Source organism: Streptomyces sp. NPDC088354, assembly GCF_044753585.1.
Classification (GTDB): domain Bacteria; phylum Actinomycetota; class Actinomycetes; order Streptomycetales; family Streptomycetaceae; genus Actinacidiphila.
The window spans coordinates 57,396-82,347 of record NZ_JBIVNJ010000003.1; the positions used below are offsets into that span (position 1 = coordinate 57,396).

Consider the following 24,952-nt stretch of genomic DNA (forward strand, 5'->3'; position numbering starts at 1 on the left):
GCCGGGCCGGGCGCGCGACCCGACTGCGGCTCACCGCGACGCCGGGCGCTGAGCCGCGACCTCCCCGCCACCGCGGAACCGCAGCGCCTGATGGGCGCCCGACCGCCCCGTCGCCAGGGCACATCGCCAAGGCGCGCAGGCGCGCACTGCCGAGAGCCGTCCGACATCCCGGGGCACGCTCCGGCCCGGAACGGCAGACACGTCCGGTGACCGTCGCGGGGCCTCCGCGTCGTACCCACTGTCGCGGGCATGCCCCTGTAGCCGCCACGACGCTCGGACCCCGCGCCACCCACCCGGCACACCCGACGGCGCACCCGCGAACGGCAGCCGAGCGTCCGCCCGCTCCAAGGCCACGCTTGCCCGGCCGTCAGCGGGCGCCGCGCAGGCGCTCCATGTCGCGCCGGTCGCGCTTGGTGGGGCGGCCGGTGCCGCGGTCGCGGACCACGGGCGCCGGCACCTCCTCCGGGGTGGGCGGCGGCGGGCTGTTGTCGACGAAGCAGTCGGCGGCCACGGTCGCGCCGACACGCTTGCGGACCAGCCGGGACACGACGACGACCCGCTCCCGCCCGGCGCCGCGCAGCCGCACCTCGTCGCCCGGGCGGACCGCGTGCGCCGGCTTCACGCGCTCGCCGTTGACGCGCACGTGTCCGGCCCGGCACGCGGTGGCGGCCATGGAACGCGTCTTCGTGAGCCGGACCGACCAGATCCAGGCGTCGACCCGCACCGGGCCCTCGTCGTCAGCCATGCTCCGACCCTAGCGCGCCCGCTTCGCGGAACGCGGCGTCCGGTATGCGCCCTTGACGGGAAGCCCCGCGGTACACAGGATCTGCTCAGGCATGTACGCGTCAAGTTCTGCTCAAGAACGCCCCATCCCCGCGCGACTCCATCCCCCCACACACCGGAGTGACCTGTGCCCGCAATCAGACTCGTCGCGGCCGGCGCCGCCGGCGCCTTGGCCACGGCCCTGCTGACCGCGACCGCCACACCCGTCTCGGCACGGCCTTCCCTCGCCGCCGCGCCGGACATCCCGGTCGCGAACGTCAAGGCGCACCTGAGCCAGCTGCAGTCCATCGCCACCGCCAACGGCGGCAACCGCGCCCACGGCCGGACCGGCTACCGGGCCTCCGTCGACTACGTGAAGGCCAAGCTGGACGCGGCCGGCTACACCACCACGCTCCAGCAGTTCACGTCGGGCGGCGCCACCGGCTGGAACCTCATAGCCGACTGGCCCGGCGGCGACACCAACCATGTGATCATGGCCGGTTCGCACCTCGACTCCGTGACCGCCGGCCCGGGCATCAACGACAACGGCTCCGGCTCGGCCGCCGTCCTGGAGACCGCCCTCGCGGTCGCACGCGAGAACCTGCAGCCCACCAAGCACCTGCGCTTCGGATGGTGGGGCGCCGAGGAACTCGGTCTGATCGGCTCCAAGGCGTACGTCAACAGCCTGTCCACCGCCGACCGCGGCAGGATCGACGGCTACCTGAACTTCGACATGATCGCCTCCCCGAACCCCGGCTACTTCGTCTACGACGACGACACCGCCCTGGAGAAGGTCTTCAAGGACTGGTTCGCGGCCAGGGGGATCGCGACCGAGATCGAGACCGAGGGCGACGGCCGCTCCGACCACGCGCCCTTCAAGAACGCGGGCGTGCCCGTGGGCGGCCTGTTCAGCGGCGCCGACTACATCAAGACCGCGTCGCAGGCGCAGAAGTGGGGCGGCACGTCGGGGCAGGCCTTCGACCGCTGCTACCACTCCTCCTGCGACACGTCGTCGAACATCAACGACACCGCGCTGGACAACAACACCGACGCCATCGCCAACGCGATCTGGACGCTCTCCACCGCCACGGCTCCCCCGCCGGGCACGGTGTTCGAGAACACCGCCGACGTCACGGTTCCCGACGCGGGCGCGGCCGTGGAGTCCCCGGTCACCGTCAGCGGCATCTCGGGCAACGCGCCCGCCGCCCTCGCCGTCGGCGTCGACATCCGGCACACCTGGCGCGGCGACCTCGTCGTCGACCTGGTCGCCCCGGACGGGACCGCCTACCGGCTGAAGAACTCCAGCAGCAACGACTCGGCGGACAACGTCATCGCGACGTACACGGTCAACGCCTCCGCCGAGATCGCCAACGGCACGTGGAAGCTCCGGGTCCGGGACGTGGCGGCCCAGGACACGGGATACATCAACAGCTGGAAACTGACCTTCTGATCGCGCGGCGGGGGACCTGGGCTCCGGACGCACCCGGCGCTCACGTCCGCCGTGTCCGTCCCGTCCCGCCCCATGAAAAATTTGCACGCGCGGACTATCGGCGGCGTGACTTATCCTGGGCCCATGACGGCCACCACGGACCCCGCACCCGCCGGGCTGGCGCAGAGCTGGTGCGCCCTGTCCCTGCTGCACCACCGGATCGAGGCGCACGTCGAGCGCGCGCTCGAGGCCGGCCACGGGCTGAGCGTGCGCGAGTTCTCCCTGCTCGACGCGCTCAGCCGCCAGCACCCGGGCGAGGGCGGCCATCTGCGGATGGCCCAGGTGGCCGACGCCGTGGTGCTGAGCCAGAGCGCCACCACACGGCTGGTGACGCGGCTGGAGGACCGCGGGCTGCTCACGCGCTACCTGTGCGCGACCGACCGCCGCGGGATCTACACCGACGTCAGCGAGGACGGCCTCGCCCTGCTCGCACAGGCCCGCCCGACCCACGACGAGGCACTGCGTCAGGCGCTCGCGGACGCCGCCGCGCAGCCGGAACTCACGCCCCTGGTCGAGGCGCTGGAGGCGCTGGACACCGGCGCGTGACCGCGGCCCGCTGCGGCCCGGCAGGCACCGACCTACGCTGAGAGGGGCGCGGACCGCGGTCGCCGCATCGCCGTACCGCGACGGGGCATCCCGCGAGAGGAGAATCGCCGATGACCACGCACCACACCGGATCCCACGACTCCCACGTCGACGTCATGCTCACCGATTGCGCCAAGCAGGACGCAGGAGCCGTACTGGGCGCGCTGGAAGCCGCCTTCCCCACGCGCCCCGGCGAGAGCCTGACCGAGGCCCTGGAACCACGGCCCGGCGCCAAGCACCCGACCGTGTGGTCGGCCTCCGTCGACACACGCAGCCACGGTCACGAGCTCGGGCCGGTCCATCTCGACGGCACGCTCACCGCGGACCTGTCCGGCGGCCCGCGGCACGTCCGCGAGGTCAAGAAGGTACTCGGCGACTGCTTCGAACTGGAGGAGCAGGGCAGCGTCTCCGGTGACCAGGAGGTCGAGCTCCGCGTCCGCCTGACGGAGCTGCCCGACCGCTGAGACCGCCCATCCAGAGAGCCACAGAACCGCCCCGCCCTCGAAGCGCCCCCGGAGCCTCTGCTCCGGGGGCCCTCTCACGCCACGAACAGGCCGGTCCCCTCGGCTTCCGCGCCGCCGCCGTCGCGTACGGCCTGCGCGGCGGCGGCCAGCCGCTCGACGGCGTCGCGCGCCACGCTGCCGCCGACGGTGAAGGGGAGCCGGATGTAGGACTCGAAGGCCCCGTCGATACCGAACCGCGGACCGGACGGGACGCGGACGCCCAGACGCTCGCCCGCCACCGCGAGGCGGGACCCGGAGACCTCGGCGGTGCGCACCCACATGGTCATCCCGCCGGAGGGCACGGCGAACTCCCACTCGGGCAGCCGGTCGCGCAGGGCGGCGGCCAGGTCGTCGCGGTGGGAGCGGGCGCGCTCGCGCCGGGCGGCCACGGCGTCGTCCCAGACGTCGTTGCGCAGCAGCCAGGCGACCGCGAGCTGGTCGACGACAGGCGAGCCGAGGTCGAGGTAGGCGCGGGCGCTGACCAGCCGGCGCACGACGTCCGGCGTGGCGCGCACCCAGCCGATGCGCAGGCCCGCCCAGATCGCCTTGCTGGCCGAGCCGACGGTGATGACGGTGCCGCCGCGGTCGAAGGCGGCCATCGGACGCGGCGCGGGCCCGGTTCCGGCGTCCAGGGTCAGTTCGGCCATCGTCTCGTCGGCGATCAGCACGGTCCCGGCGGCGCGAGCCGCCTCGACCAGCGCGCGGCGCTGGTCGTCGGGCACGAGGGTGCCGGTCGGGTTGTGGAAGTCGGGCATGACGTACGCCATGCGCGGCGCCGCGTCGCGCAGGACGCGCTTCCAGTGGTCGAGGTCCCAGCCGGCGAGCCCTTCGCGCAGCGCGACCGGGACCAGCCGGGAACCGCTCTCCCGCAGCAGTTCCAGGACGTTGGCGTAGCTCGGGGACTCCACGGCCACCCGTTCGCCGGGCGCGACCAGGCGCCGCACGGCGGCGGCGATGGCCCCCATGGCACCGGTGGTGACCATGATCTGCTCGGGGAGCGTGGGGATGCCGCGCGCGGTGTAGCGCTCGGCGATGGCCTCGCGCAGGACGGGCAGCCCGGCGGGGAAGTCGCCGTGCGTGGCGGAGTAGGAGGGCAGGTCCGCCAGGGCGCCGCCGACCGCGCGGGACAGCCACGGCTCGGGCGCGGGGAGGGCGGCGCAGCCGAGGTCGATGACGGTGCCCGCGGCGTCCGGGGGCAGCGGCTCCAGACCGCGCGTGGGCAGCGCGTGCCCCTCCGGGACCGCGGTCCAGGTTCCCGCGCCGCGCCGGGAGCGCGCGAAGCCCTCGGCGCGCAGCGCCTCGTACGCGGCGGCGACCGTGGTCCGGCTGACGGCGAGGGCGAGGGCCAGTTCGCGCTCCGCGGGGAGGCGCGCGGCCACGGGGACGCGGCCCTCCAGGACCAGGACCCGGATGCCGTCGGCGAGGCCCCGGTAGGCCGGGACGCGGCGTCCGGTGGAGCGCTGGGGGCGGGGTTCGAGCAGCCGGGCGAGATGGGTGACACCCACGGTTGCGGTCCACTGCGACATGGTTATCGGTCCACCTTCCGCACATTGGCCATGGATTGCGACCACGACCATGCCACACAGTGTCCCGTACAGCGTCATCACGTCCAGAGGGGGGTCCTGTGGAGGGCCAATCACGCACAGCCGCCCGCACCGGCCGCAGGCTGGTGCACCTTTACGCGGGTCTGACCCTGTACGGCGCGAGCGCCGCCCTTCAGGTGCGCGCCGCGCTCGGTCTGGATCCGTGGGACGTGCTGCACCAGGGCATCTCGAAGCACACCGGCGTCAGCATCGGCCTGGTGTCGGTGGGCGTGGGGGCGCTCGTCCTGCTGCTGTGGTGGCCGCTGCGCCAGCGACCGGGCCTGGGCACCGTCTCCAATGTCTTCGTCGTCGGCCTGTCGATGGACGCGACGCTGGGGCTGCTCCCCCAGCCGCACTCCCTCGGTGTCCGCGTCCCGCTCCTGGTCGCGGGCATCGTGCTCAACGGCGTCGCGACCGGGCTGTACATCACCGCCCGCTACGGGCCGGGGCCGCGCGACGGCCTCATGACCGGACTGCACCGGCGCACCGGGCGCTCGATCCGGCTGGTGCGCACCGGGATCGAGGTCACGGTACTGGCGGTGGGCTTCGTCCTGGGCGGCAGCGTGGGCGTCGGCACCGTGCTGTACGCGCTGTCGATCGGCCCGCTGGCCCAGTTCTTCCTGCGCGTCCTCGCGTTCCCGCGGCCCCCGGCCGAGCGGGAGGACGAGCAGGTCGTGGCCCGAGGGGGGCGGCCGGTGGCGGAGCCCGCGGGGGGACACGCGATACTGCACGAGTGACCGCGACACGCCACCCGTACCTCGACAGCCCGGCACCGATCGCCTTCGCCCACCGAGGTGGTGACGCCGGCGGCCTGGAGAACACCATGGCCGCCTTCCGGACCGCCGTCGAGGGCGGCTACCGCTACCTGGAGACGGACGTCCACCTCACGTCCGACGGGGTGCTGGTGGCCTTCCACGACGGCTCCCTGGACCGTGTCACCGACACGCGCGGCCGGATCGCCGAGCTGACCTGGGACGAGGTCCGCGAGGCCCGCGTGGCGGGCAAGGAGCCGGTGCCGCTCTTCGAGGACCTGCTCCAGGCCTTCCCCGAGGCCCGCTGGAACGTCGACGCCAAGGTGGACGAGGCCGTGGCCCCGCTGATCGCGGCGATCGGCCGCGCGGACGCCTGGGACCGGGTGTGCGTGGGCTCCTTCTCCGAGGCGCGGCTGGTCAGGGCCCGCGCGCTGGGCGGGCCGCGCATGGCCAGTTCGCTCGGCACCCGCGGCGTGGCGGACCTCCGCCTGCTGTCGGTCGGCGGCCGGGTCGCCGAGCGCTTCCTGCTCGACACGGCGGTGCGGCGCGGCGCGGTCTGCGTGCAGGTACCGGAGCGCGCGTACGGCATCCGCGTGGTCGACGCGGCGTTCCTGCGCACGGCGCACCGCCTGGGCCTCCAGGTGCACGTGTGGACGGTGAACGACGAGGCCCGGATGCACGCCCTGCTGGATCTGGGCGTGGACGCCATCATGACCGACCGGCTGGAGCTGCTGCGCTCGGTCTTCGTCGAACGCGGCGTCTGGACCTGACCTGCTGACGACCCGTCACCCGGCAGGCGTCTTCTCCTCCTTGCCGGGGGTCGCGGTCGGGCTCGCGGCGCCGGTCGTGGCGCTCTCGCCGGCCTTTCCGTCCTTGTCGGCCTTGTCGGTCCCGCCCGGCTTCCCGGGCTTCTCGGTCCCGCGGGCCTTCTCGTCGGCCGCCGACCTGGTCTTCGACATCCGGGCGAAGACCACCACGTTGCCGGAGTAACCGCTGGCGCTGCTGTACGTGCCGCCGCAGGTGATGACCCGCAGCTCGGGGTCCTTCGTGTCGCCGTAGACCCGGTGGGCCGGGAAGCCGGTCCTGTTGAAGACCTCGATGCCGAAGATGGTGAAGACCGCGGTGGTGCCGTCGTCCCGGGCGACCTCGATGGTCGAGCCCTTCTTCAGCGCGCCGAGGCTGTAGAAGACGGCGGGGCCGCTCATGTTGTCGACGTGGCCGACGATGACCGAGGCGCCGCGCGCCCCGGGGCTCACCGAATCCTTGTACCAGGCGGCCTCGTTCTTCTCCTCGGGCGGCGGCGTCTCGATGACACCGTCCTTGTCCAGGCCCACGTTCATCAGGGGGGCGTCCACACCGATCGAGGGGATGCGCACACGCGTCGGCTGGGCCGGCGGCAGCGGGGGCGGCGCCTTGATGCCGGAGCCCGCACCGCCCGCACTGCCCGCCAGGGCCGCGGAGGCGGCCGTGGGCTGGGGCGGACCGCCCGACCCCAGGAAGCCGTCGAAGGTCAGCGCGAGCCCGGTCACCACGACCGCGCCCACCGCCACCCCGGCGACCCGCCGTCCGCGCCGCGTGAGGCGCAGCGGCGGCGGCTGCTGGTGACGGCGCACGGCCGGCCGGGCGGCAGTACCGGCCCGCGGACGCCCGGCCCCGGCTCCGGCCCCGGCGGGGCGGACAGCGGGACGCGGCGGATTCCCCCGCCCGGCCGGGGCCTCGGGGGCGGCGGCCCGGGTGTCCGGGGTCGCGGGACGGCTCGTCGCAGCGGGACGGCCCTTCGGCGCCGGGCGGTCCTTGGGGGCAGGGCGGTCCTTGGGGGCAGGGCGGTCCTTCGGCGCCGGGCGGTCCTTGGGAGCGGGGCGGTCCTTGGCCTCCTGGCGGACCGTGCCGGCGGGCACGCTCCGGGCGCGCCGTGTCGGCGCCGGCTCGGACGCGCGGCCGGTCTTCGCCTTCTGCCGCGGGCGCGGCGCGGGCTCCGGCTTGCCGCGCTGCCGGCCGGCACGGCCCGGCGCCTTCGAGGCCGGGCGGGGGCGCGCGGGCGCCGGGGGCACCTCGTCCTCCCACGAGGCCGGGAGCGGCTGACCGAACCAGGGGTCGGGCTGCCCGTACCAGGCATCGGGATGTCCGTACCACGGCACGGGAGTGGTGTGCTCCCCGGGATAGTGATCCATCACAGTCCTTCAGCTTCGGCAGCCAGGTGCGTGACGGCACATGACGGCCCGTCATACACGACCGTAGGACGGGAGCGCGCGGACCGCATTCGGAGGAGTGCGAACGGGGCAATCCGCACCTCACCCGATCGGGTAGAGCGGGTGAGGCAGCGGGTCCAATCGGGCGCTGCCGGGATGCGGAGCCCGCCCGGGGTACCGACCGTGGCCTGATGAACACTCAGCACCCGCGTGCACAGGGTCTCGACGGTCTGCGCGCGCTGGCCGTGACGGCGGTCGTCGTGTACCACGTGCACGCCCCGTGGCTGCCGGGCGGCTTCCTGGGCGTGGACCTCTTCTTCGTCCTCTCCGGCTACCTGATCACCAGTCTGCTCGCCGCCGACCGCTGGCGGGGCGGGCGCCTGCGGCTCGTCGCCTTCTGGCGGCGCCGCGCACTGCGGCTGCTGCCCGTGCTGTGGCTGGTCCTGGCGGTCACCGCGTGCGCGGCGACACTGGTCGGCGGGGACGGGCGGCGTGACCTGCGGGGAGCGGTGGCCGCGGCGCTCACCTACCGCAGCAACTGGTGGCAGCTCGGACGGCACGACATGTACTTCGCGCAGTTCGGCGCCGAACCGCCGCTGCGGCATCTGTGGTCACTGGCGGTCGAGGAACAGTTCTACGTGGCCTGGCCGCTGCTGCTGTGGGCGCTGATGGCGGTGGTGCGCCGGCAATGGGCGCAGGCGGCGATCGTGGCGGTGCCGGCTGCCGCGTCCTTCACGGCGATGGCGCTGCTCCACGTACCGGGCACCGACCCCTCCCGCGTGTACTACGGAACGGACACGCACGGCGGCGGACTGCTGCTCGGTGCGGCGGTCGCGCTCGTCCTCCCCCTGTCGCGGGCCGGGACGATGCGCCGGGCCGGATATGTGCGGGCCATCGACGCGCTGGGCGCGGCGGGGCTGGCCCTGCTGGCCGGGGCGGCCTTGCTCGTGTCGGGGACCTCGGCCTTCGTGTACCGGGGGGGCCTCGTGCCCGTGTGCCTGGCGGCGGCCGTGCTCACGGTCGCGGCGGGGGGCCCCGGGAGGGTCGCCCGGCTGCTCGCGTGGCGGCCGCTGGCCTGGACCGGACGCCGCTCGTACGGGATCTACCTGTGGCACTGGCCGGTCCTCGCCTGCCTGGTCAACGCCGCGCCGGAGGCGCTGGGTTCGCCCTTCGCGCGGTGCGCGGCGCTGACCTTGCCGGTGGCCCTGGCCGCGGTGTCGTACCGCGTCCTGGAGGAGCCGCTGCTGCGGCTCGGCGTGCGCGGGTACGCCGAGTTGTGCAGCACGTTCCTGCGGCGGGCATGGGTCGCCCGGCCCCGCCTGGTACTGGGAACGGCGGCCGCGGGTGTCGCGGTGGCGTGCGTGGGTTACGTCGGTGTGCTGCGGGCGCCGTCAGGCGGCGGACTGCAGTCGCAGATCGCCTCGGGCGAGCGCGTGGTCGCGGCGGCGCCGGCGTCGCCGCCGGCACGGCCCGCCGTGCCGCTCCGCGCACTGCGCCCGGACCGCCGGGAGGACGCGCCGGACACCGGGGAGGGCGGCGCACCGGAGGTGACCGGCGCCGACATCACGGCGGTGGGCGACTCGGTGATGCTGGCCTCGGCCGACGCCCTGCAGGAGCTGCTGCCCGGCATCGCCGTCGACGCCGTGGTGGGCCGTCAGATGAACGCCGCACCAGAGGTTTTGGAGCGGCTGCGGGACACCGGGCGGCTGCGCCGTGTGGTCGTCGTCGGGCTCGGGACGAACGGCGACGTGTCCCGGGAGACCCTCGACCGGGTGGTGCGGATCGCCGGCCCCGGACGGCTGGTCGCGTTCGTGGACGTCCGGGCACCCCGGTCCTGGGAGGGCCGGGTGAACAGTGCGCTGAGGGAGGAGGTGCGCGAACACCCCGGATCCGTGCTGGTCCCGTGGCGTGCCGTGATCGCCGGGCACCCGCAGTGGCTGTGGGGGGACCGCATCCACCCCCGCCCCGAGGGCGCCCGCCTGTATGCGCGGACCCTCTCCGCCGCGGTGGGTGCCGGTATCTGACGCACCGTCCACACACGGACGGCACCCGACGTTCTGACGGTGCATCGGACCGCGTCCGGTCCGCCCCCTCTCACACCAAGATCCTCTGACAATCAGTCACCCGTTTGACGATCTCTTCACATTTTTCTGACGCGGCTCCAGATATGTCGCTGACCTGCGGCAACCGCGAACGGGCGCGGAGCCTGATGCCCCGTCCGGAGCAACGCGGGAGGCCGTTCCAAGGTGCGCCCGTATCCGGGTCCTCGTGCCATGGGAGCAAGGACGCGGTCGCAGTTCGTGTCACGGGAAGCCAGTCCCACCTGCCCCGTCCGCAAGGAGGTTCACCCCATGCGTGCTTCACGCATCATGGCCGGGGCGGCGATGACCGTAGCCGCAGTCGTCCTGCCAACAAACGCTATCGCGGCCCCTGGCGTCGGGCTCTCGAGCTACCGGGTCTCCCCCGGTGACCTCGTCACGGTCACCGTCGCCAACTGCGTGAGCGACACCGTCATCACCACCAGCATCCCCGAGCGCCCGACCGTGGCGGTCAGCTCGACCGGCGGCGGCGCCAGCTTCACCGTCCCGGCCGCCACGCCCCCGGGCACGTACAACGTGACCGTCGACTGCACCGAGCCGGCCGGCCAGGACACCGGCCCGAGCGTCGTGCAGCTGACCGTTCGCGCCATCGACGGGAACGGCAACGGCCCGGCCGGCGGCAACGGGAACGGGAACGCCAACGGCGGTGACCGTGACCGCGGCGACGACCGGGGCGACGGCCGCGGCGACGACCGCGACCGCGGTGACGACCGCGGGGACGACCGCGGGGACCGCGGCGACGACCACGGCGACCGCGGCGACGACCGGGGCCGGGACCACGGCGACCGGGGCTACGGCCATGGCGGGCACGGCGGTTACGGACACGGCCGCGGCGGCTACGGCGACAACTGCGAGTCGTGGTGGGGCGGTGGCCGTGACGGCTACGGCCGCGGCGGCGAGGGCGGCCGTGGTGGCGACGGCGGTTACGGCGGCGGCCGCGGCGACGACCGTGGTGACGGCGGACGCGGCGACGACGGCGGCCGCGGCGACAACGGTGGTCGCGGCGACGACGGCGGCCGGGGCGACAACGGCGGTCGCGGCGACGACGGCGGCCGCGGGGACAACGGCGGCCGGGGCGACAACGGCAACGGCGGCCCCGTCCTCAACGGCGCCGGCGCGGGCGCCGGCCTCAACAACACCGGCAGCCAGGGCCTGGGCCTGAACGACGGCGCGGGCACGGACCTGGCCGACGGCCGCAACATGGACGACGGCGGCTTCGGCCGCGGCGGCGACGACCGCGGTGACTTCGGCGGCGGTCGTGGCGGTGAGGGCGGCCGTGGCGGCGACGGCGGTTACGGCGGCGGCCGCGGCGGCGAAGGCGGTTACGGCGGCGGCCGTGGCGGCGGCCGCGGCGGCTGCTGGGGTGGTGGCGGCGGCGGCGGTATCGGCGGCGGCATCGGTGGTGGCGGTATCGGCGGCGGCGGCCCGATCGGCGCCCCGAACACCGGTCTCGGCGGTTCGATCGGCATGAACACCCCCGAGACGATCGTGGGTGGCGCGCTGCTGGCCACGGGTGCCGGTGCCACCTTCTGGGTGCTGCGTCGTCGCCGCACGAACGGCGGCAAGGCCTGATCGTTGCGGACCTCCGCGATCCGGGCATAGCGCCCCTGCCCCCGGGCCGCCCAAGTGGCGCCCGGGGGCAGTCATGTGTGCTGGCTCTCACTCGGCCGTCCGCTGATGGCATCATGCCGATCACATCGGCACGGCGCACGGACACGGAACGGCGGGCACAAGTGGTGAGCACGGACGAGGTGCGGGACACGGCGGCGGGCGACGGCGCCGTGGCGGCCGCTGGGGAACGGCGCCGCGAGCAACGCGGCTGGTACTTCTACGACTGGGCCAACTCGGTGTTCTCCACCAGCGTCATCACGGTCTTCCTGGGCCCCTATCTCACCGACATCGCCGAGGCCGCCGCCGACCCCGACGGCTACGTCCGCCCGCTCGGGATACCCGTGCGGGCCGGCGCCTACTTCGCGTACGTCATCTCCGCCTCCGTGCTGCTGTCGGTCCTGGTGATGCCGCTGGCCGGGGCGATCGCGGACCGCACCGGCCGCAAGAAGGCGCTCATGGGGGTCTTCGCCTACACCGGGGCCGCCGCGACCACCGCCATGTTCTTCGTGGGCGGTGACCGCTATCTCCTGGGCGGCGCACTGCTGATCGTCGCCAACGTCGCGTTCGCGGCCTCGGTCGTCCTCTACAACGCGTTCCTGCCGCAGATCGCCGAGCCCCACGAGCGGGACGCGGTGTCCTCGCGCGGCTGGGCGTTCGGCTACGCCGCCGGCGCGCTGATGCTGGTCGCCAACCTCGCCCTCTTCCTCGGCCACGACGCCGTCGGCCTGTCCAAGGGCACGGCGGTGCGGATCTGCCTCGCGTCCGCGGGGCTCTGGTGGGCGGGCTTCACGATCGTGCCGCTGCTGCGGCTGCGCGATCGTCTCGACGGGGCGGCCGGGGCGGTCACCACGGCCGGGGCCGTCAGCACCCGGGCCGGATCCTGGGGGCTGCGCCAGGGCTGGCGCCAGCTCGCCGACACCGTCCGGGACATGCGCCGCTACCCGCTCACGCTCGGCTTCCTGCTGGCCTACCTCATCTACAACGACGGCATCCAGACGGTGATCTCCCAGGCCTCCGTCTACGGCTCCGAGGAACTGGACCTGGACCAGACCACGCTGATCGGCGCGATCCTGCTGGTGCAGGTGCTGGCCGTCTTCGGCGCCCTGCTGCTCGGCCGGCTCGCCGCGCGGTACGGGACGCACCGCACCGTGCTCGGCTCGCTGGTCGCCTGGACGATCACCCTGGCGGCCGGCTTCTTCCTGCCCGCCGGCCGGCCGGTGGGCTTCTTCCTCCTGGCCGCGGCCATCGGCATGGTGCTGGGCGGCAGCCAGGCACTGTCGCGCTCGCTCTTCTCCCACCTCGTGCCGCGCGGCAAGGAGGCCGAGTACTACTCGGTGTACGAGGTGAGCGACCGCGGGACGAGCTGGCTCGGGCCGCTACTGTTCGGGCTGACGTACCAGCTCAGCGGCAGCTACCGGGAAGCGATCATCTCGCTGGTGGTCTTCTTCGCGATCGGCTTCGTCCTGCTGCTGCGGGTGCCGATGCGACGGGCGGTGGCGGCCGCGGGCAATCCGGTCCCCGAGACGATTTAGCCCCTCGGAGTGCGACGCGGTAGTGTACGCCGTTGGTTCGACGGATGGACCGTTACTGCGCGCTAAAGATATCAGAACGCAGGGTGACATCTTTCGCGAGATGTGACAAAACGGGCGCCGATGGGTACAAAAAGGGGCGGCACGACGGGCGACGCACCTCCCGATACGGGAATCTTCACCGCCGACCGGACGTTGACCGGATGACGACGACAGCGACACCTGTCCTGTGGGCGACACAGCCCGGGAGGCACGATTCATGAGTGAGCGAGCTCTCCGCGGCACGCGACTCGGGGCGACGAGCTACGAGACCGACCGCGGCATCGATCTGGCACCTCGCCAGACCGTTGAGTACGCATGCCGGAACGGCCATCGATTCGAGATGCCGTTCTCGGTGGAGGCCGAGATTCCGCCGGAGTGGGAGTGCCGGGCCTGTGGCCAGGTGGCACTTCTGGTCGACGGAGAGAGCCCGGAGGAGAAGACGAGCAAGCCCGCGCGTACGCACTGGGACATGCTCATGGAGCGGCGTACGGTCGAGGAGCTGGAGGAAGTTCTGGCCGAACGGCTGGCCGTCCTGCGCTCCGGCGCGATGAACATCGCCGTTCATCCGCGCGACAACCGCAAGACCGCCTGACAGAAGGTAGCGGGCCCGTGAGGGGCGGGCCCGGTCCGACGTGCGCCCCGGCGAACGTGGCCTCAGTGCCGCGTCCCGGGGTTTTCGTTGTCCTCGCCCGGTCCCCGGTCCACCACCTCGCCCTGGATGACCTTGCCGTCCGGGCGGTGGATGCGGATCTGCGTCTCCGCGTCGCGGGCCTGCCGGAAGAGGTCGCCGAGCGAACCCTGCTCCTGGGGGTGGGCGGCCACCCTGCGTTCCAGCGCGCGCCCGCCGAGACGCGTCAGCAACGAGCGGGTCGGCGGGAAGAGGAAGAGCAGACCGGCCACGTCCGAGATCAGGCCGGGCACCATCAGCAGCAGGCCGCCGGTCAGCAGCGCGCCCGCGCCGCCCTTGCCCTTGCCGCCCCTGGTGTCCTCGCCGGCCCGGTGGCCGGCCTCGTTCCCCTCCTGGCCGGGCGGCGTCGCCGCGCGCACCGCCTCGCTCAGCGACCGCCAGGCGCTGCGGCCCGCGTTGCGTATCGCCAGGCCGCCCAGGACCAGGCCCGCGACGAGCAGCAGCAGGACGGTCAGACCGCCGGCCGCCCTGCCCACCAGGATCAGCAGCCAGATCTCCAGCAGGGCGTACACGGCCGCGGCCAGGGGAATCCAGCGCCGGCCGCGGGAGCGCCCCTGCTCTGTCTGCTGCTGCGGTCCACCGGACCCGTCCGGCGGCGGGGTGCTGATCGTCATAGGCCCCATTGTGCCTGGTCGCCGCCGAACGCCCCGAGCGCCCCGGTCAGCTCTTGCGCCGGGCCTCCGTGAACCGCCGCACGCGGGAGCCCACACCCCAGGCGGTGACCCGCCACAGGGCCTCCACCACGATGTCCCGGCTCATCTTGCTGTCGCCGCGCTCGCGCTCGACGAAGGTGATGGGCACCTCGACGACGTGGAAGCCGGCCTTCACCGCGCGCCAGGCGAGGTCGACCTGGAAGCAGTACCCCTGCGAGGCGACCTCGTCCATGCCGAGGCCGAGCAGCGTCTCCTTGCGGAAGGCCCGGTAGCCGCCGGTCACGTCGCGCAGCGGCACGTCGAGCAGGAAGCGCGAGTAGGTGCTGCCGCCGCGGGACAGGTACTCGCGGGACTTGGGCCAGTTGACCACCCGGCCGCCGGGGATCCAGCGCGAACCGAGCACGACGTCGGCGCCCTTGAGGGCGGTCAGCAGCCGCGGCAGCTCCTCGGGCTGGTGGGAACCGTCGGCGTCCATCTCGACCAGGACGCCGTAGCCCTGGTCGATGCCCCAGCGGAAGCCCGCGAGGTAGGCGGCGCCGAGGCCCTCCTTGCCCTTGCGGTGCAGCACGTGCACGTGGTCGTCGACGACGGCCAGCTCGTCCGCGAGCTTGCCCGTGCCGTCGGGGCTGTTGTCGTCGGCGACAAGGACGTGCGCCTCCGGTACGGCAGCCCGGACCCGGCTCACGATCGGCTTGATGTTGTCGGCCTCGTTGTACGTCGGAATGATCACGAGAACCGTGCCGAGCGGCCCGTAGGCGCTCCCCGGGGCCGTACCGCGGGTGACCCCACCGCCAACGCTCACTGCTGCTCCTCCATTTCCTTGCTGTCTCGCCTGCCCAGCACGAACGCCGCGACGCACGACAGGAGGCCAACCATAGCGAGCACCCATTCGGGAGCGTCGCCGACGCGGTCGGCCACGGTCAGCTCGTCCCTCAGCGGCAGCTGAGCGCTGAGCACGTCCTGCGTGAACTCCCGCGTCCGCTGCTCGATCCGGCCGTCGGGGGCGACCACGGCGGTGATGCCGCTCGTGGCGGCCGTGACGACGGCACGGCCGTGCTCCACCGCCCGCAGCTGCGACATGGCCAGCTGCTGCTCGGGCTGGCCGGTGCGGCCGTACGTCGCGTTGTTGGTCTGGATGATCAGCGCGCGGGCACCCGCGGCGACGGTGTCGTGCACGATGCCGTCGTAGGCGACCTCGAAGCAGATCACGTCGCCCAGCCGGGCCGGGCCGATCTGCAGCACCCCGCTGTGCTTGCCGGGGTAGAAGTCGCGCGGGATCTGGTCCAGGCGCTTGATGACCTTGGTGAGCTCCTGGCGGAACGGCACGTACTCGCCGAACGGCACCGGGTGCTGCTTGGTGTACGAGGCGCCGGGGCCGGTCATCGGGTCCCAGACGATGCCCTCGTTCTGCACATGGGTGGCGTCCGGGCCGTTGACCAGCGCGCCGACGAGCACCGGGACCCCGATGGCCTGGACGGCCCTGGTGATCAGCGCGTAGGCCTGGGGCTCGGCGAACGGGTCCATGTCGGAGGAGTTCTCCGGCCAGATCACCAGGTCCGGCTTGGGGGCCCGCCCCGCCTTGACGTCCGCGGCGAGCTTCAGCGTCGCCTCGACGTGGTTGTTGAGGATCTTCAGCGGCCGGCCGAGGAAGTCCAGGCCCGGCTGCTGGACGTTGCCCTGCACTATGGCGACCCGGACGGTGTCGTCGGCCTTGGTCGGGACCGGTACGGCCCAGCCCGCCGCGAAGACGGCGACCGCCGCAACGCCCGCCCCGGCCACCGGCAGGAAGCGCCGCCCGCCGAACACGACCGGGCCGGTGCGCAGCCGCCACACGGCGACGGCGGCCGCGGCGAGCAGGGAGCCGCACAGCGCCACGGCGAAGGTCACCAGCGGGGCCCCGCCGAGCGCCGCCAGGGGCGTGAACGGCGAGGAGGTGTTGGCGAACGCCAGCCGCCCCCACGGGAAGCCGCCGAACGGCAGGCGGTCCCGGGCGAGTTCCTCGGTGACCCACAGGCAGGCGCCCCACAGCGGCCAGGCCCGAAGCCGCGACGTCACGGCCAAGGCGGCGCCGAGCAGCGCGACGAAGGCGGCCTCGATCACCGACAGGCCGACGACGGCGTCGTAGCCGATCACCCGCAGCCACAGCAGCAGCCAGAGGAAGAACGGCAGGCCGAAGGCGAAGCCGAGCCAGGCGCCCTGACGGCCCGTACGGCCCCGGGTCAGCAGCGCGAGTCCCGCCACCGCGGCGATCGACAACGGCCACAGCCCGTACGGGGGGAAGGCCGCCGCGAGCCCCAGGCCGCACACGGCCGCGATCGCCGACCGCCGCGCGTGCCGGCGCACGGAGCGCCGCACGCGGGCCAGTCGCCCCGGGGCGGCGGCCGCCGCCGGGCGGGCCTCATCGGTCGTCGCCGTCGGCGCGGCGGTCGCCGTCGCGGCGTCGGAACGCGGTCGCACGTTCGCGGCCTTCCTGCAGGTGGGCACTGTGAGAAGTGACGGTACCCCGGATGGCGCCCGGCGCGGACCCCGGGCAGGCAAAGCGGGCGGCACGACGCGCCGACGTCCCGGTCCGCGGGGCAACGGCCCCGCGGAGGGGGACGGGAGAGGAGGGGGGGCTCGGGGCCCGGAGCGCCCTTCGGGCCGACCTGGGACCCGCTGGCTGCGGATCGGCGACAAGGCCGTTGTCTACTGGGCGTCCGGGCCCCTCCCGGTCACACCTGCCGGCCGGGCGAGCCCGTTCCGTACCGCGGACGCTGGACCTGGCTTCCAGGCGCGCGTGCCGTTGCGGCGCGACGCCCCGTGGCCCAGCGGCGGTCGCCGGACGCGTGGAGGCCTCCGGTCGGACGTCCGGTGGTGGACCCGGCCGAACCTACTCGCCCCCGACCGTCGCCTGTCAACAGCCGTTTGACCTGCGCGGATTGACCAAATCAGCAGGTCAAGCGCGGGCCGCGGACCGTGTCACGCCATGCCCAGGGAGAACCGTTCGGCCGCATCGCGCGGGGTCGCGTCACTCGTTCGGCCGGGCGAAGACGGTGCGACCGCCGACGACGGTGCGCAGGGCGGTGGGCAGCGGCAGGTCCGGGCTGAGGTCGGGCAGGCCCGGGGTGCCGGAGCGCGGGTCCGTGGACCAGTTGGCGACGCGGTCGTCCGGGGCCTGGACGACGAGGTCGCCGGCCCGCCAGACGACGTAGTCGGCGGGCGCGCCCGGGACGAGCACGCCCGCGTCGTCGCGGCCGGCGGCGCGCCACCCGCCCCGGGTGTGGGCGTTGAAGGCGCCCCGTGCCGAGATGCGGTGGTCCAGGGTCCGGTGGAACGCGGCGGCGCGGACCGTCCCCCAGGGGTCGAGCGGCGTGACGGGGCTGTCGGAGCCGAGCGCCAGCGGCACCCCGGCACGGGTCATCGCAGCGAAGGGGTTCAGCGTGCGGGCCCGGTCCGCGCCCAGGCGCCGGGCGTACATGCCGTCCTCGCCGCCCCACGCCGCGTCGAAGGCGGGCTGCACGGAGGCGACGAGCCCCAGTTCGGCGAAGGCGGCGATGGTGTCCCCGGTCATCATCTCGGCGTGCTCGACCCGGTGGCGCAGGGCGCGCACCCGGTCCAGACCGACGCGCCCGGCGGCCTCGCGCACGCCCTCGGCGACTGCGGCGACCGCGGCGTCCCCGATGGCGTGGAAGCCGGCCTGCACGCCCGCCGCGGTGCACAGCGCGACGTGCTCCGCAACGGCCGCGGCATCGAGGTACCCGGTCCCGCTGGTGCCGGGCGCGTCGGCGTACGGGGCGTGGAGGCAGGCGGTGCGGGAGCCGATCGAGCCGTCCACGAAGAGGTCGCCGCCCGCCCCGACGGCTCCCAGGTCGCGCAGGCGCTCCAGGTCCTTCTGGCCGGTGACGGCCTCGGCCCAGTAGCCGAGGACGTGCGGGCCCGGCTCGTCGGCCGCCAGGCGCAGCAGCGCGGTCAGGTCGTCCTCGGAGGAGATCTCGGGCCCCGCGCACTCGTGGACGGCCCCGATGCCGAGCGAGGCGGCGTGCGCGAGCGCGGCCCGCTGGGCGGCGGCCCGCTGCGCGGGGGTGACCGCGGCGTACGCGGCGCGGCGTACCGCGTGGTGCGCGTCGCGCGTGAGCGGCCCGGCGCCGTCGTGGCCGGCCAGCGCCTCGACGCCGGGCACCAGTGCCAGGAGAGCGGTGGTCACGGCCGCGGAGTGCACGTCCGCGCGGGTCAGGTACAGCGGGCGGCCACCGGTGGCGGCGTCGAGTTCGGCGCGGGTCGGCGGGCGCTGCTCGGGCCAGCGGGACTCGTCCCAGCCGTGGCCGAGCAGGACGCGGTGGCCGGGGTTGGCCCGAGCGTGGGCACCCACCCGGTCCAGTGCCTCGGCGAGCGTGCCGGCCCCGGCGAGGTCCAGGCCGGTGAGGGCCAGGCCGGTCGCGGTGGTGTGCACGTGCGCGTCGGTGAACGCCGGGGTGACCAGCGCGCCGGCGAGGTCGACGACCTCGTCGACGCCCTCCGCGAAGGAGTCCGCGGCGCCCTCGGAGCCGAGCCACGCGACCGTGCCGCCGTCGACCACCATGGCGGTGGCGAAGGGGTCGGCGGGGCTGTAGACGTTGCCGCCGCGCAGCAGCACGGTGCGGGGGGTGGTCGGCTCGTTCGTGGTGTGCGGCACTGGTTTTCGCCTCGCGGGGTGGTGCGGTGTGGGAGTGCTTCGGTGGGTCGGCCCTCAGACGCGTGGCGGCCGGGCCTCGTAGGGGGTGGAGAGCACGACCGTGGTCCGGGTGGAGACCCCGGCCAGGGTGCGGATCCGCGCCAGCAGGTGTTCCAGCTCGATCGGCGTGGCCACTCGGACCTTGAGGATGTAGTTCTCCTCGCCGGCCACGCTGTGGCAGGCCTCGATCTCCGGGACCTCGGCGAGCCGGTCGGCGATGTCGTCCGGGGCGCTGGGATCGAAGGGCTTGACGGAGATGAAGGCGGTCAGCGACAGACCCACCGCGTCGGGGTCGACGATCGCGGCGTACCCGCGGATCACCCCTCGCTGCTCCAGGCGGCGGACCCGCTGGTGCACGGCCGAGGTGGACAGGCCGGTGGCCTTGCCCAGGTCGGTGTAGCTCATGCGCCCGTCGGCCACGAGAAGTTCCACGATTTGCCGGTCCAGCTCCTCCACGACCCAAGAACCTACAGGGTCCATGGTCGTCCGGGACATCCGGCCCGGTTCTCCCAGGTCCGGCCCCGGACGGCTCGCATCACGGTCAAAGCTCGCGAAACATCTGTTTCCGGCAATCCGTGACGGGGAATCCGACCTGGTGCCGAACGTCCGCGGAGGTGATGACGGTGCCGGAACGTCATGGAGGGCCACCGGGCGACGACGGCAGGTCCGCCCCCCGGGACCCGCGGGAGGACGGGGGCGGCTCCCCCGAAACCGGCGAGCTGGACGAGTTGCTGCGCTACGAACGCGAGCACGGCGACCGGCCCGCGGTGCTGCGCATGCTCCGGGCACGCCGCGAACGGCTCCGCGACGAGTGCGCCGGGGACGACGAGCACGGCTGAGGCGGTGGGCCGGTCCCACCGCGATGCGCACCCGCACAGCGGGCAGGTGCCGTCGCTCGGATCGACCGGACCCGGTGCGGTGGTGAGGCCGAACGCCACGCCCCGGGCCCGCTCCACCGCGTCCCCGGCCGCGGACCGTGCGCTGCCGCTCGCCCGGCTCCGCACGCACGCGGACGACGGCGCGCGACTCCTGCGGGAAACCGACCGCGGACCGTGCGCGTCCCGGCTCACGTCGCGAACATCGCCCGGCCCGCACCACCCGGCACCGCCCCTGGCTCGGCCGTCGCACGAAGGCGGGCAACGCTGCCCGCCGACGGCCCGGCCGACGCTGGGCCGCTCCTGCTCGCACCCACCGCGGATTCGTGTCCGTCTTCGGCTCACGTCACGAACACCACCCGACCCGCACCCCTCGGCACCGCCCCTCGCGCGGGCGCGCTCGGGGACGACCGGGGTTAGGCGCACCTCCTTCGGGAAGCCGAACCACCGACGATTCCCCGAAAGGAGAAACCACATGGGCACCATCAGCGAATTCGTCGACGTCGACGTCCCGCTGCACACGGCGTACAACCAGTGGACGCAATTCGAGGAATTCCCCCAATTCATGGAGGGCGTGGAGCAGGTCACCCAGGTCGACGACCGACACAGTCACTGGGTCACCAATGTCGCGGGCTCCCGCCGGGAATTCGACACCGAGATCGTCGACCAGCTCCCCGACGAGCGCGTGGCATGGCGCACCCTGTCCGGCGACGTCAGGCAGCGCGGCGTCGTCACCTTCCAGCGGCTCGACCGGACGCACACCCGGGTCAACCTGGCCATGGAGGTCGAGACCTCGGGGCTCGCCGAGAAGGCCGCCGACGCGCTCGGGGTGCTGGACCGCCGCACCCGGGGCGACCTGCGGCGGTTCAAGAACTACATCGAGGAACGGGGCAGCGAGTCCGGCGGCTGGCGCGGCCGGGTAGCGCCGGGCGGGTGACGGTGCGACCGTGGCGCCATGACGGACCTGGACGCGGTGGCGGACGCGCTGTACGCGCTGGCGCCGGAGGACTTCACCGCCGCCCGCGACGAGCACGTCAGGAACGCCCGCCGGTCCGGGGACCGCGCCCTGGCCGCCCGGATCGCGGGACTGCGCCGGCCCTCGCTCGCGGCGTGGGCCGGGAACCTGCTCGTCCGTGAGCACGGCGACGAGGTCGCGGCCCTGCTCGGCCTCGGCGAGGCACTGCGGCGGGCCCACCGCGACCTCGACGGCGCGCAGCTGCGGGCGCTCGGCCGGCAGCAGCGGGCCCTCGTCGACGCCCTGGGCCAGCAGGCCGCCCGGCTCGCGGCCGACGCCGGGCGGCCACTGGCGGAGGCCGCGCTCGACGAGGTCCGCGGCACGCTGCACGCCGCCCTCGCCGACGCCGGCGCCGCGCGGGCCTGGGCGACCGGGCGCCTCGTGCGGCCCCTCAGCGGCACCGTCGACTTCGAGCAGGCCGTGGGGGGCGCTCCGCCGGGGGCGGTGGACGGGACGGCGGACGGGGACACCGTCGTTCCCCTGCGGTCCCGCCCGCACGACGCGGCCAGGCGCCGCCGCCGACTGGACGAGGCCCGTCGCCACGCCGAACGGGCCCGCAACGAGGCGCTGGCCCGCGACGCGGACCTCGCGGACGCCCGCACGGCACTGGACGCCGCGGCCGCCCGGCTCGGCGAGCTCGCCGAAGCCGCGCGGCGCGCGGAGGAGGACCGGCGGCGCGGCGCCGCCGACCACGAGCGGGCGCTCCGCCGGGTCGCGGACGCCGAGGAGTCGGCGCGGGCCGCCGCCGGCCAGGCGGACGCCGCCGCGACCCGGGTCGGCGAGCTCGCGGCGGACCTCGCCGGACCCGGCTCCGGCGGGTAGACGCATGAGCATGAGCAGCACTGCCGACGAGTCGCCGCCCCCGCCGGATCGGGCGGGTGGACGGGCGGCCACGACCACCCCGGACGGGAGCGCGCCACCGCTGCCAGCGGCGGCTCCGGAGCCCGGCAGGACCCTGGGGGTCGAGGAGGAGTTCCTGCTCGTGGACGCCGGCACCCGGCGGATCGCGGGGCTGGCCGGCGCCGTGATCGACCGGGCCCGCAGGACGCCCCCGCCCGCACCCGACGCGGTACTGCAGCGGGAGCTGTCCGCGGCGCAGATCGAGGCGGCCACGGGCGTGACGACGGACCTGCAGGAACTGGTCCGGCAACTCGACGGGGCACGGCGCACGCTGGCCGCCGCCGCGCGGGCCGAGGGCGGACGCCTGGTGTCGACGGGCCTGCCCGTGCTCGACGGGGCGGCGCCCGTGACCGGCGGTGAGCGGTTCACCGCGATCGCCCGGCTCTACGAGCACCAGGCGGCCTCCTACCTCGCCTGCGGCTGCCATGTGCACGTCGGGGTGGCGGACCCGGAGACGGCGGTCGCGGTGGTCAACTGGCTGCGGCCGTGGCTGCCCACGCTGCTCGCCCTGTCCGCGAACTCACCCTGGGACCGGGGCCGGGACTCGGGGTACGCGAGCTGGCGGGTCATGGATCAGGCGCGTTTCCCGGGCTCGGGGATACCGCCCCGCTTCGGCTCGGCGGCCGAGCACGCCGCGGAGGTGGCCCGGCTCGTCGAGTGCGGCGTTCTCGTGGACCCGCGGATGACCTTCTGGCTCGCCCGGCCGTCGCCGCACCTGCCGACGGTCGAGGTCCGGGTCGCGGACGCCCTCGGCACGACGTGGGAGACGGCCTTGCAGGCGGCCCTGACCCGGGCCCTCGTCGCGACCGCCCTCGCCGACCTCGCTGCCGGGCGCGAAGCGCCTCCCGTACCTCCGCAGCTCGCCTCCGCCGCCCTGTGGACCGCGGCCCGCTTCGGCCTCGACGGCCCGGCGGTCGACCCCGTGCGCGAGACCCGTGTGCCGGCCCGCGCCCTCCTCGACCGCCTCCTGGCACACCTGGCCCCCGCCCTGGAGGCCGCAGGCGACCTCCCCTTCGTCCGTGGCGCCCTCAGCGCCCTCCACCGGCACGGCACCGGTGCCGCCCGCCAGCGCGACGCCGGCACGCCGTCCGGGCCCACCGCCGCGGTCGACATGCTCGCCGCACAGACGGAGGGCGCGCTCCCGGCCGGTGGGTGAGCCGGCCGCCGTCCACCCGCATGGCCTCGGGTTTGTCCGGGTCCGGAGGGGAAAGCCGCTCCTCATGAGGCCCGTCCGGCCCGCCCCGGTGCGGGGGACACCGCGGCTCCGGGCCGCGAGCCCGTGATGTCGGCGTCCGCCCGCGCGGACCCGGGGAAGGGAGGCCCGTCATGCGCCCGGAGGTCCTGGGGATCTACCTGAACGACCATCTGGCGGGCTCCACCGCCGGCCAGCACCTCGCGCGGCATCTCGCCGAGCACCACCGCTCCTCGCCGTACGGCGGCGAACTGAGCCGCGTGGCGGACGAGATCGCGGAGGACCGGCAGGCTCTCCTCGACCTGATGGAGGCCCTGGACGTGCCGGCAAGGCGTCACAAGGTGTACGCCGGACGGCTGGCGGAGAAGGGCCGGCTGCTGAAGCTCAACGGGCGCCTGACGCGCCGTTCCGGGCTGAGCACGGTGATCGAACTGGAGACGCTCCGGCTCGGTATCGAGGGGAAAGCCCTGCTCTGGCGTACGCTGCTGTCGCTCACGCCGCACCGGGCCCTGGACGAGGCACAGCTGAAGGGCTTGCTGGAGCGGGCCCGTGAGCAGGCCGACACGGTGGAGGCCGTACGTCGTCACGCGGCCGTCGCCGCCTTCCGCTGATCGCCGAGGTGTGTGATGGCCCGACCCGGGGTGTGGTGGACGCTGCGGCATCCGCTCCGGGCCTGGCGCCGTTCGACGGGGCACCAGGTGATGCGCCAGGGCGGGGAACTGGAACTGCTGCACCGGGCCATGGGGTTCGCGGCGCTGGGCATGGTGACCCTGGTACCGCTGCTGATCGTGGTGGCGGCGGCCGTGCCGTTCCAGCAGGCCGGCTTCGCGCAGTGGATCGTGGACGGGATGGGCCTGTCGCCGACCCCGTCGGAGGCGGTGCGCAAGCTCTTCGCCGCGCCGCGCAAGGTGTTGAGCAGTACGAGCGTGCTGAGCCTGGTGTTGCTGGGGCTGTTCGGTCTGTCCTTCGCCGCCGCGGTCGAAGTGGGGTACCTGCGGATCTGGGAACTGCCGCCGGCGCCGTGGCACCAGTTGTGGCGCCGTGCGGTGTGGCTCGTGGCGCTGACCGCGTACCTGTTCGCGGAGGCGCAGAGCGGCACGGTGCTCAAGGAGGGCCTGCCGGCCGCGTTCGTGCGGGTGGCGCTGACGCTCGTACTGGGCGTCCTGTTCTTCTGGTGGGCTCAGCACTTCCTGCTGGCCGGGCGGATCGGCTGGGCGGCCCTGCTGCCGGGGGCCATTCTCACCGTGGCGGGTCTGGTGGGGCTGCGGATCTTCTCGTCCCTGGTGTTCGCGCCGCTGATCGTGACCAACGCCGTCTCCTACGGCTCGGTCGGCACGGTGCTGATCGTCCAGTCGTGGCTGATCGGCGTCGGGTACGTCGTCTTCGGGGCGTCTCTGTTGGGCCGGCACCTCTCCGCGACAAATGACAGGTTTTCTCCCCATTCCGGCGGGCAGGCGAAGGACGAGAACGAAGCTGCCGACGCCTCGGAAGGAGACCCCCATGGGCGCCGAGAAGAAGGCCAAGCACACCGGTCAGAAGATAAAAGGCCAGGTCGAGGAGACCGCGGGCAAGGCCACCGGCAATGACCGGTTGAAGATGAAGGGCAAGGCCGACCAGGTCAAGGGCGACGCGAAGCAGGTCGTCGAGAAGTCGAAGGACACCCTCGACCCGTGACGCGCCTGGCGACCGTACGGCGCCGTGGGGGGGGGGCGGCGCCGGCGCCCGCCGCCCCCCCCCCCCGCGGGGGGGGCCCCCCCCCCCCGCGGGCCCCGGCGCCCGGGGGCCGGGGGGCCCC

At 74.4% G+C, this 24,952-nt stretch carries 23 protein-coding genes and 1 pseudogene; 16 read left to right on the top strand and 8 right to left on the bottom strand.

Translation table 11 applies throughout. The annotated features are described in order from the left end of the window. Positions 1-367: 367 nt before the first annotated feature. Complete coding sequence (locus ACIP98_RS06460; RefSeq protein WP_319658313.1) at positions 368-745, bottom strand: S4 domain-containing protein; 378 nt, start codon at positions 743-745, stop codon at positions 368-370. 165 nt (positions 746-910) lie between these two features. On the opposite strand from ACIP98_RS06460, the gene ACIP98_RS06465 reads away from it, so the two are divergent. The 3 genes from ACIP98_RS06465 to ACIP98_RS06475 all read left to right on the top strand — a co-directional run bounded on the left by ACIP98_RS06465 (position 911) and on the right by ACIP98_RS06475 (position 3,300). Further along, positions 911-2,212, top strand: a complete 1,302-nt coding sequence (locus tag ACIP98_RS06465; RefSeq protein WP_401974046.1) for a M28 family metallopeptidase — start codon at positions 911-913, stop codon at positions 2,210-2,212. A gap of 123 nt (positions 2,213-2,335) precedes the next feature. Next, positions 2,336-2,797: a MarR family transcriptional regulator gene (locus ACIP98_RS06470; protein ID WP_319658312.1), complete on the top strand. Its 462-nt coding sequence runs from the start codon at positions 2,336-2,338 to the stop codon at positions 2,795-2,797. A 110-nt stretch (positions 2,798-2,907) separates the two neighbouring features. Further along, positions 2,908-3,300, top strand: a complete 393-nt coding sequence (locus tag ACIP98_RS06475; RefSeq protein WP_319658311.1) for a hypothetical protein — start codon at positions 2,908-2,910, stop codon at positions 3,298-3,300. Positions 3,301-3,374: 74 nt separating this feature from the next. Here the strand turns inward: ACIP98_RS06475 and ACIP98_RS06480 are convergent, their stop codons facing one another. Then, complete coding sequence (locus ACIP98_RS06480; protein WP_319658310.1) at positions 3,375-4,865, bottom strand: PLP-dependent aminotransferase family protein; 1,491 nt, start codon at positions 4,863-4,865, stop codon at positions 3,375-3,377. A 98-nt stretch (positions 4,866-4,963) separates the two neighbouring features. Here ACIP98_RS06480 and ACIP98_RS06485 point away from each other — a divergent pair, with 98 nt between their 5' ends. Beyond that, on the top strand, positions 4,964-5,659 hold the full coding sequence (locus ACIP98_RS06485) for a YitT family protein (RefSeq protein ID WP_401974048.1): 696 nt from the start codon (positions 4,964-4,966) through the stop codon (positions 5,657-5,659). Continuing rightward, entirely contained in the window at positions 5,656-6,444 is a 789-nt protein-coding gene (locus ACIP98_RS06490) for a glycerophosphodiester phosphodiesterase (RefSeq protein ID WP_319658308.1), read from the top strand. The genes ACIP98_RS06485 and ACIP98_RS06490 overlap by 4 nt, the downstream gene beginning before the upstream one ends. Positions 6,445-6,618: 174 nt before the next feature. Here the strand turns inward: ACIP98_RS06490 and ACIP98_RS06495 are convergent. Further along, positions 6,619-7,260: pseudogene (locus ACIP98_RS06495) on the bottom strand (class F sortase); the annotation flags it as partial. Between the two features lie 794 nt (positions 7,261-8,054). On the opposite strand from ACIP98_RS06495, the gene ACIP98_RS06500 reads away from it, so the two are divergent. The 4 genes from ACIP98_RS06500 (at position 8,055) to ACIP98_RS06515 (ending at position 13,736) form a co-directional block, all read left to right on the top strand. Beyond that, positions 8,055-9,887 (top strand): acyltransferase family protein, encoded by a 1,833-nt coding sequence (locus ACIP98_RS06500; RefSeq protein WP_401974050.1) that lies wholly within the window; start codon positions 8,055-8,057, stop codon positions 9,885-9,887. Positions 9,888-10,214: 327 nt separating this feature from the next. Beyond that, positions 10,215-11,534, top strand: a complete 1,320-nt coding sequence (locus ACIP98_RS06505) for a hypothetical protein (RefSeq protein WP_401974052.1) — start codon at positions 10,215-10,217, stop codon at positions 11,532-11,534. A 113-nt stretch (positions 11,535-11,647) separates the two neighbouring features. After that, a complete protein-coding gene (locus tag ACIP98_RS06510; RefSeq protein WP_401974053.1) occupies positions 11,648-13,105 on the top strand; it encodes an MFS transporter in 1,458 nt (485 codons plus the stop codon). 256 nt (positions 13,106-13,361) lie between these two features. Next, the gene (locus tag ACIP98_RS06515) at positions 13,362-13,736 is read left to right on the top strand and encodes an RNA polymerase-binding protein RbpA (RefSeq protein WP_319658303.1); all 375 of its coding nucleotides are present in this window, start codon (positions 13,362-13,364) and stop codon (positions 13,734-13,736) included. A gap of 62 nt (positions 13,737-13,798) precedes the next feature. Here ACIP98_RS06515 and fxsA read toward each other — a convergent pair whose 3' ends face one another. From fxsA to ACIP98_RS06540, 5 genes are all read right to left on the bottom strand, one after another. Next, positions 13,799-14,446 (bottom strand): FxsA family membrane protein, encoded by a 648-nt coding sequence (gene fxsA, locus ACIP98_RS06520; protein WP_319658302.1) that lies wholly within the window; start codon positions 14,444-14,446, stop codon positions 13,799-13,801. A gap of 46 nt (positions 14,447-14,492) precedes the next feature. After that, positions 14,493-15,287 (bottom strand): polyprenol monophosphomannose synthase, encoded by a 795-nt coding sequence (locus tag ACIP98_RS06525; protein WP_319658301.1) that lies wholly within the window; start codon positions 15,285-15,287, stop codon positions 14,493-14,495. Then, the gene (gene lnt / locus ACIP98_RS06530) at positions 15,284-16,942 is read right to left on the bottom strand and encodes an apolipoprotein N-acyltransferase (RefSeq protein WP_401974056.1); all 1,659 of its coding nucleotides are present in this window, start codon (positions 16,940-16,942) and stop codon (positions 15,284-15,286) included. The genes ACIP98_RS06525 and lnt overlap by 4 nt, the downstream gene beginning before the upstream one ends. Positions 16,943-17,492: 550 nt before the next feature. Continuing rightward, entirely contained in the window at positions 17,493-19,043 is a 1,551-nt protein-coding gene (locus tag ACIP98_RS06535; RefSeq protein ID WP_319658358.1) for an amidohydrolase, read from the bottom strand. A gap of 147 nt (positions 19,044-19,190) precedes the next feature. Then, entirely contained in the window at positions 19,191-19,631 is a 441-nt protein-coding gene (locus tag ACIP98_RS06540) for an Lrp/AsnC family transcriptional regulator (RefSeq protein WP_319658299.1), read from the bottom strand. 167 nt (positions 19,632-19,798) lie between these two features. On the opposite strand from ACIP98_RS06540, the gene ACIP98_RS06545 reads away from it, so the two are divergent. The 7 genes from ACIP98_RS06545 (at position 19,799) to ACIP98_RS06575 (ending at position 24,831) form a co-directional block, all read left to right on the top strand. Further along, positions 19,799-20,014 carry a hypothetical protein gene (locus ACIP98_RS06545; RefSeq protein WP_319658298.1) on the top strand — a complete coding sequence of 72 codons (216 nt, stop codon included), beginning with the start codon at positions 19,799-19,801 and terminating at the stop codon, positions 20,012-20,014. 511 nt (positions 20,015-20,525) lie between these two features. Beyond that, complete coding sequence (locus ACIP98_RS06550; protein WP_319658297.1) at positions 20,526-20,987, top strand: SRPBCC family protein; 462 nt, start codon at positions 20,526-20,528, stop codon at positions 20,985-20,987. Positions 20,988-21,005: 18 nt separating this feature from the next. Next, positions 21,006-21,887: a hypothetical protein gene (locus ACIP98_RS06555; RefSeq protein ID WP_319658296.1), complete on the top strand. Its 882-nt coding sequence runs from the start codon at positions 21,006-21,008 to the stop codon at positions 21,885-21,887. A gap of 10 nt (positions 21,888-21,897) precedes the next feature. Next, a complete protein-coding gene (locus ACIP98_RS06560) occupies positions 21,898-23,121 on the top strand; it encodes a glutamate--cysteine ligase (RefSeq protein ID WP_319658295.1) in 1,224 nt (407 codons plus the stop codon). Between the two features lie 170 nt (positions 23,122-23,291). Next, positions 23,292-23,768: a hypothetical protein gene (locus ACIP98_RS06565; RefSeq protein ID WP_319658294.1), complete on the top strand. Its 477-nt coding sequence runs from the start codon at positions 23,292-23,294 to the stop codon at positions 23,766-23,768. A 15-nt stretch (positions 23,769-23,783) separates the two neighbouring features. After that, entirely contained in the window at positions 23,784-24,743 is a 960-nt protein-coding gene (locus tag ACIP98_RS06570; RefSeq protein ID WP_401974059.1) for a ribonuclease BN, read from the top strand. Continuing rightward, positions 24,697-24,831, top strand: a complete 135-nt coding sequence (locus tag ACIP98_RS06575; protein ID WP_319658357.1) for a CsbD family protein — start codon at positions 24,697-24,699, stop codon at positions 24,829-24,831. The genes ACIP98_RS06570 and ACIP98_RS06575 overlap by 47 nt, the downstream gene beginning before the upstream one ends. Positions 24,832-24,952 lie beyond the last annotated feature (121 nt).

Excerpts from the sequence above, each read along its gene's own strand:
- ACIP98_RS06475 (WP_319658311.1), top strand. The coding sequence starts at position 2,908 with ATGACCACGCACCACACCGGATCCCACGACTCCCACGTCGACGTCATG.
- ACIP98_RS06460 (WP_319658313.1), bottom strand. The coding sequence starts at position 745 with ATGGCTGACGACGAGGGCCCGGTGCGGGTCGACGCCTGGATCTGGTCG.
- fxsA (WP_319658302.1), bottom strand. The coding sequence starts at position 14,446 with ATGACGATCAGCACCCCGCCGCCGGACGGGTCCGGTGGACCGCAGCAG.
- ACIP98_RS06500 (WP_401974050.1), top strand. The coding sequence starts at position 8,055 with ATGAACACTCAGCACCCGCGTGCACAGGGTCTCGACGGTCTGCGCGCG.
- ACIP98_RS06555 (WP_319658296.1), top strand. The coding sequence starts at position 21,006 with ATGACGGACCTGGACGCGGTGGCGGACGCGCTGTACGCGCTGGCGCCG.
- ACIP98_RS06515 (WP_319658303.1), top strand. The coding sequence starts at position 13,362 with ATGAGTGAGCGAGCTCTCCGCGGCACGCGACTCGGGGCGACGAGCTAC.
- ACIP98_RS06480 (WP_319658310.1), bottom strand. The coding sequence starts at position 4,865 with ATGTCGCAGTGGACCGCAACCGTGGGTGTCACCCATCTCGCCCGGCTG.
- ACIP98_RS06560 (WP_319658295.1), top strand. The coding sequence starts at position 21,898 with ATGAGCAGCACTGCCGACGAGTCGCCGCCCCCGCCGGATCGGGCGGGT.
- ACIP98_RS06510 (WP_401974053.1), top strand. The coding sequence starts at position 11,648 with ATGCCGATCACATCGGCACGGCGCACGGACACGGAACGGCGGGCACAA.
- ACIP98_RS06470 (WP_319658312.1), top strand. The coding sequence starts at position 2,336 with ATGACGGCCACCACGGACCCCGCACCCGCCGGGCTGGCGCAGAGCTGG.
- ACIP98_RS06535 (WP_319658358.1), bottom strand. The coding sequence starts at position 19,043 with ATGGTGGTCGACGGCGGCACGGTCGCGTGGCTCGGCTCCGAGGGCGCC.
- ACIP98_RS06570 (WP_401974059.1), top strand. The coding sequence starts at position 23,784 with ATGGCCCGACCCGGGGTGTGGTGGACGCTGCGGCATCCGCTCCGGGCC.
- ACIP98_RS06550 (WP_319658297.1), top strand. The coding sequence starts at position 20,526 with ATGGGCACCATCAGCGAATTCGTCGACGTCGACGTCCCGCTGCACACG.
- ACIP98_RS06565 (WP_319658294.1), top strand. The coding sequence starts at position 23,292 with ATGCGCCCGGAGGTCCTGGGGATCTACCTGAACGACCATCTGGCGGGC.
- ACIP98_RS06505 (WP_401974052.1), top strand. The coding sequence starts at position 10,215 with ATGCGTGCTTCACGCATCATGGCCGGGGCGGCGATGACCGTAGCCGCA.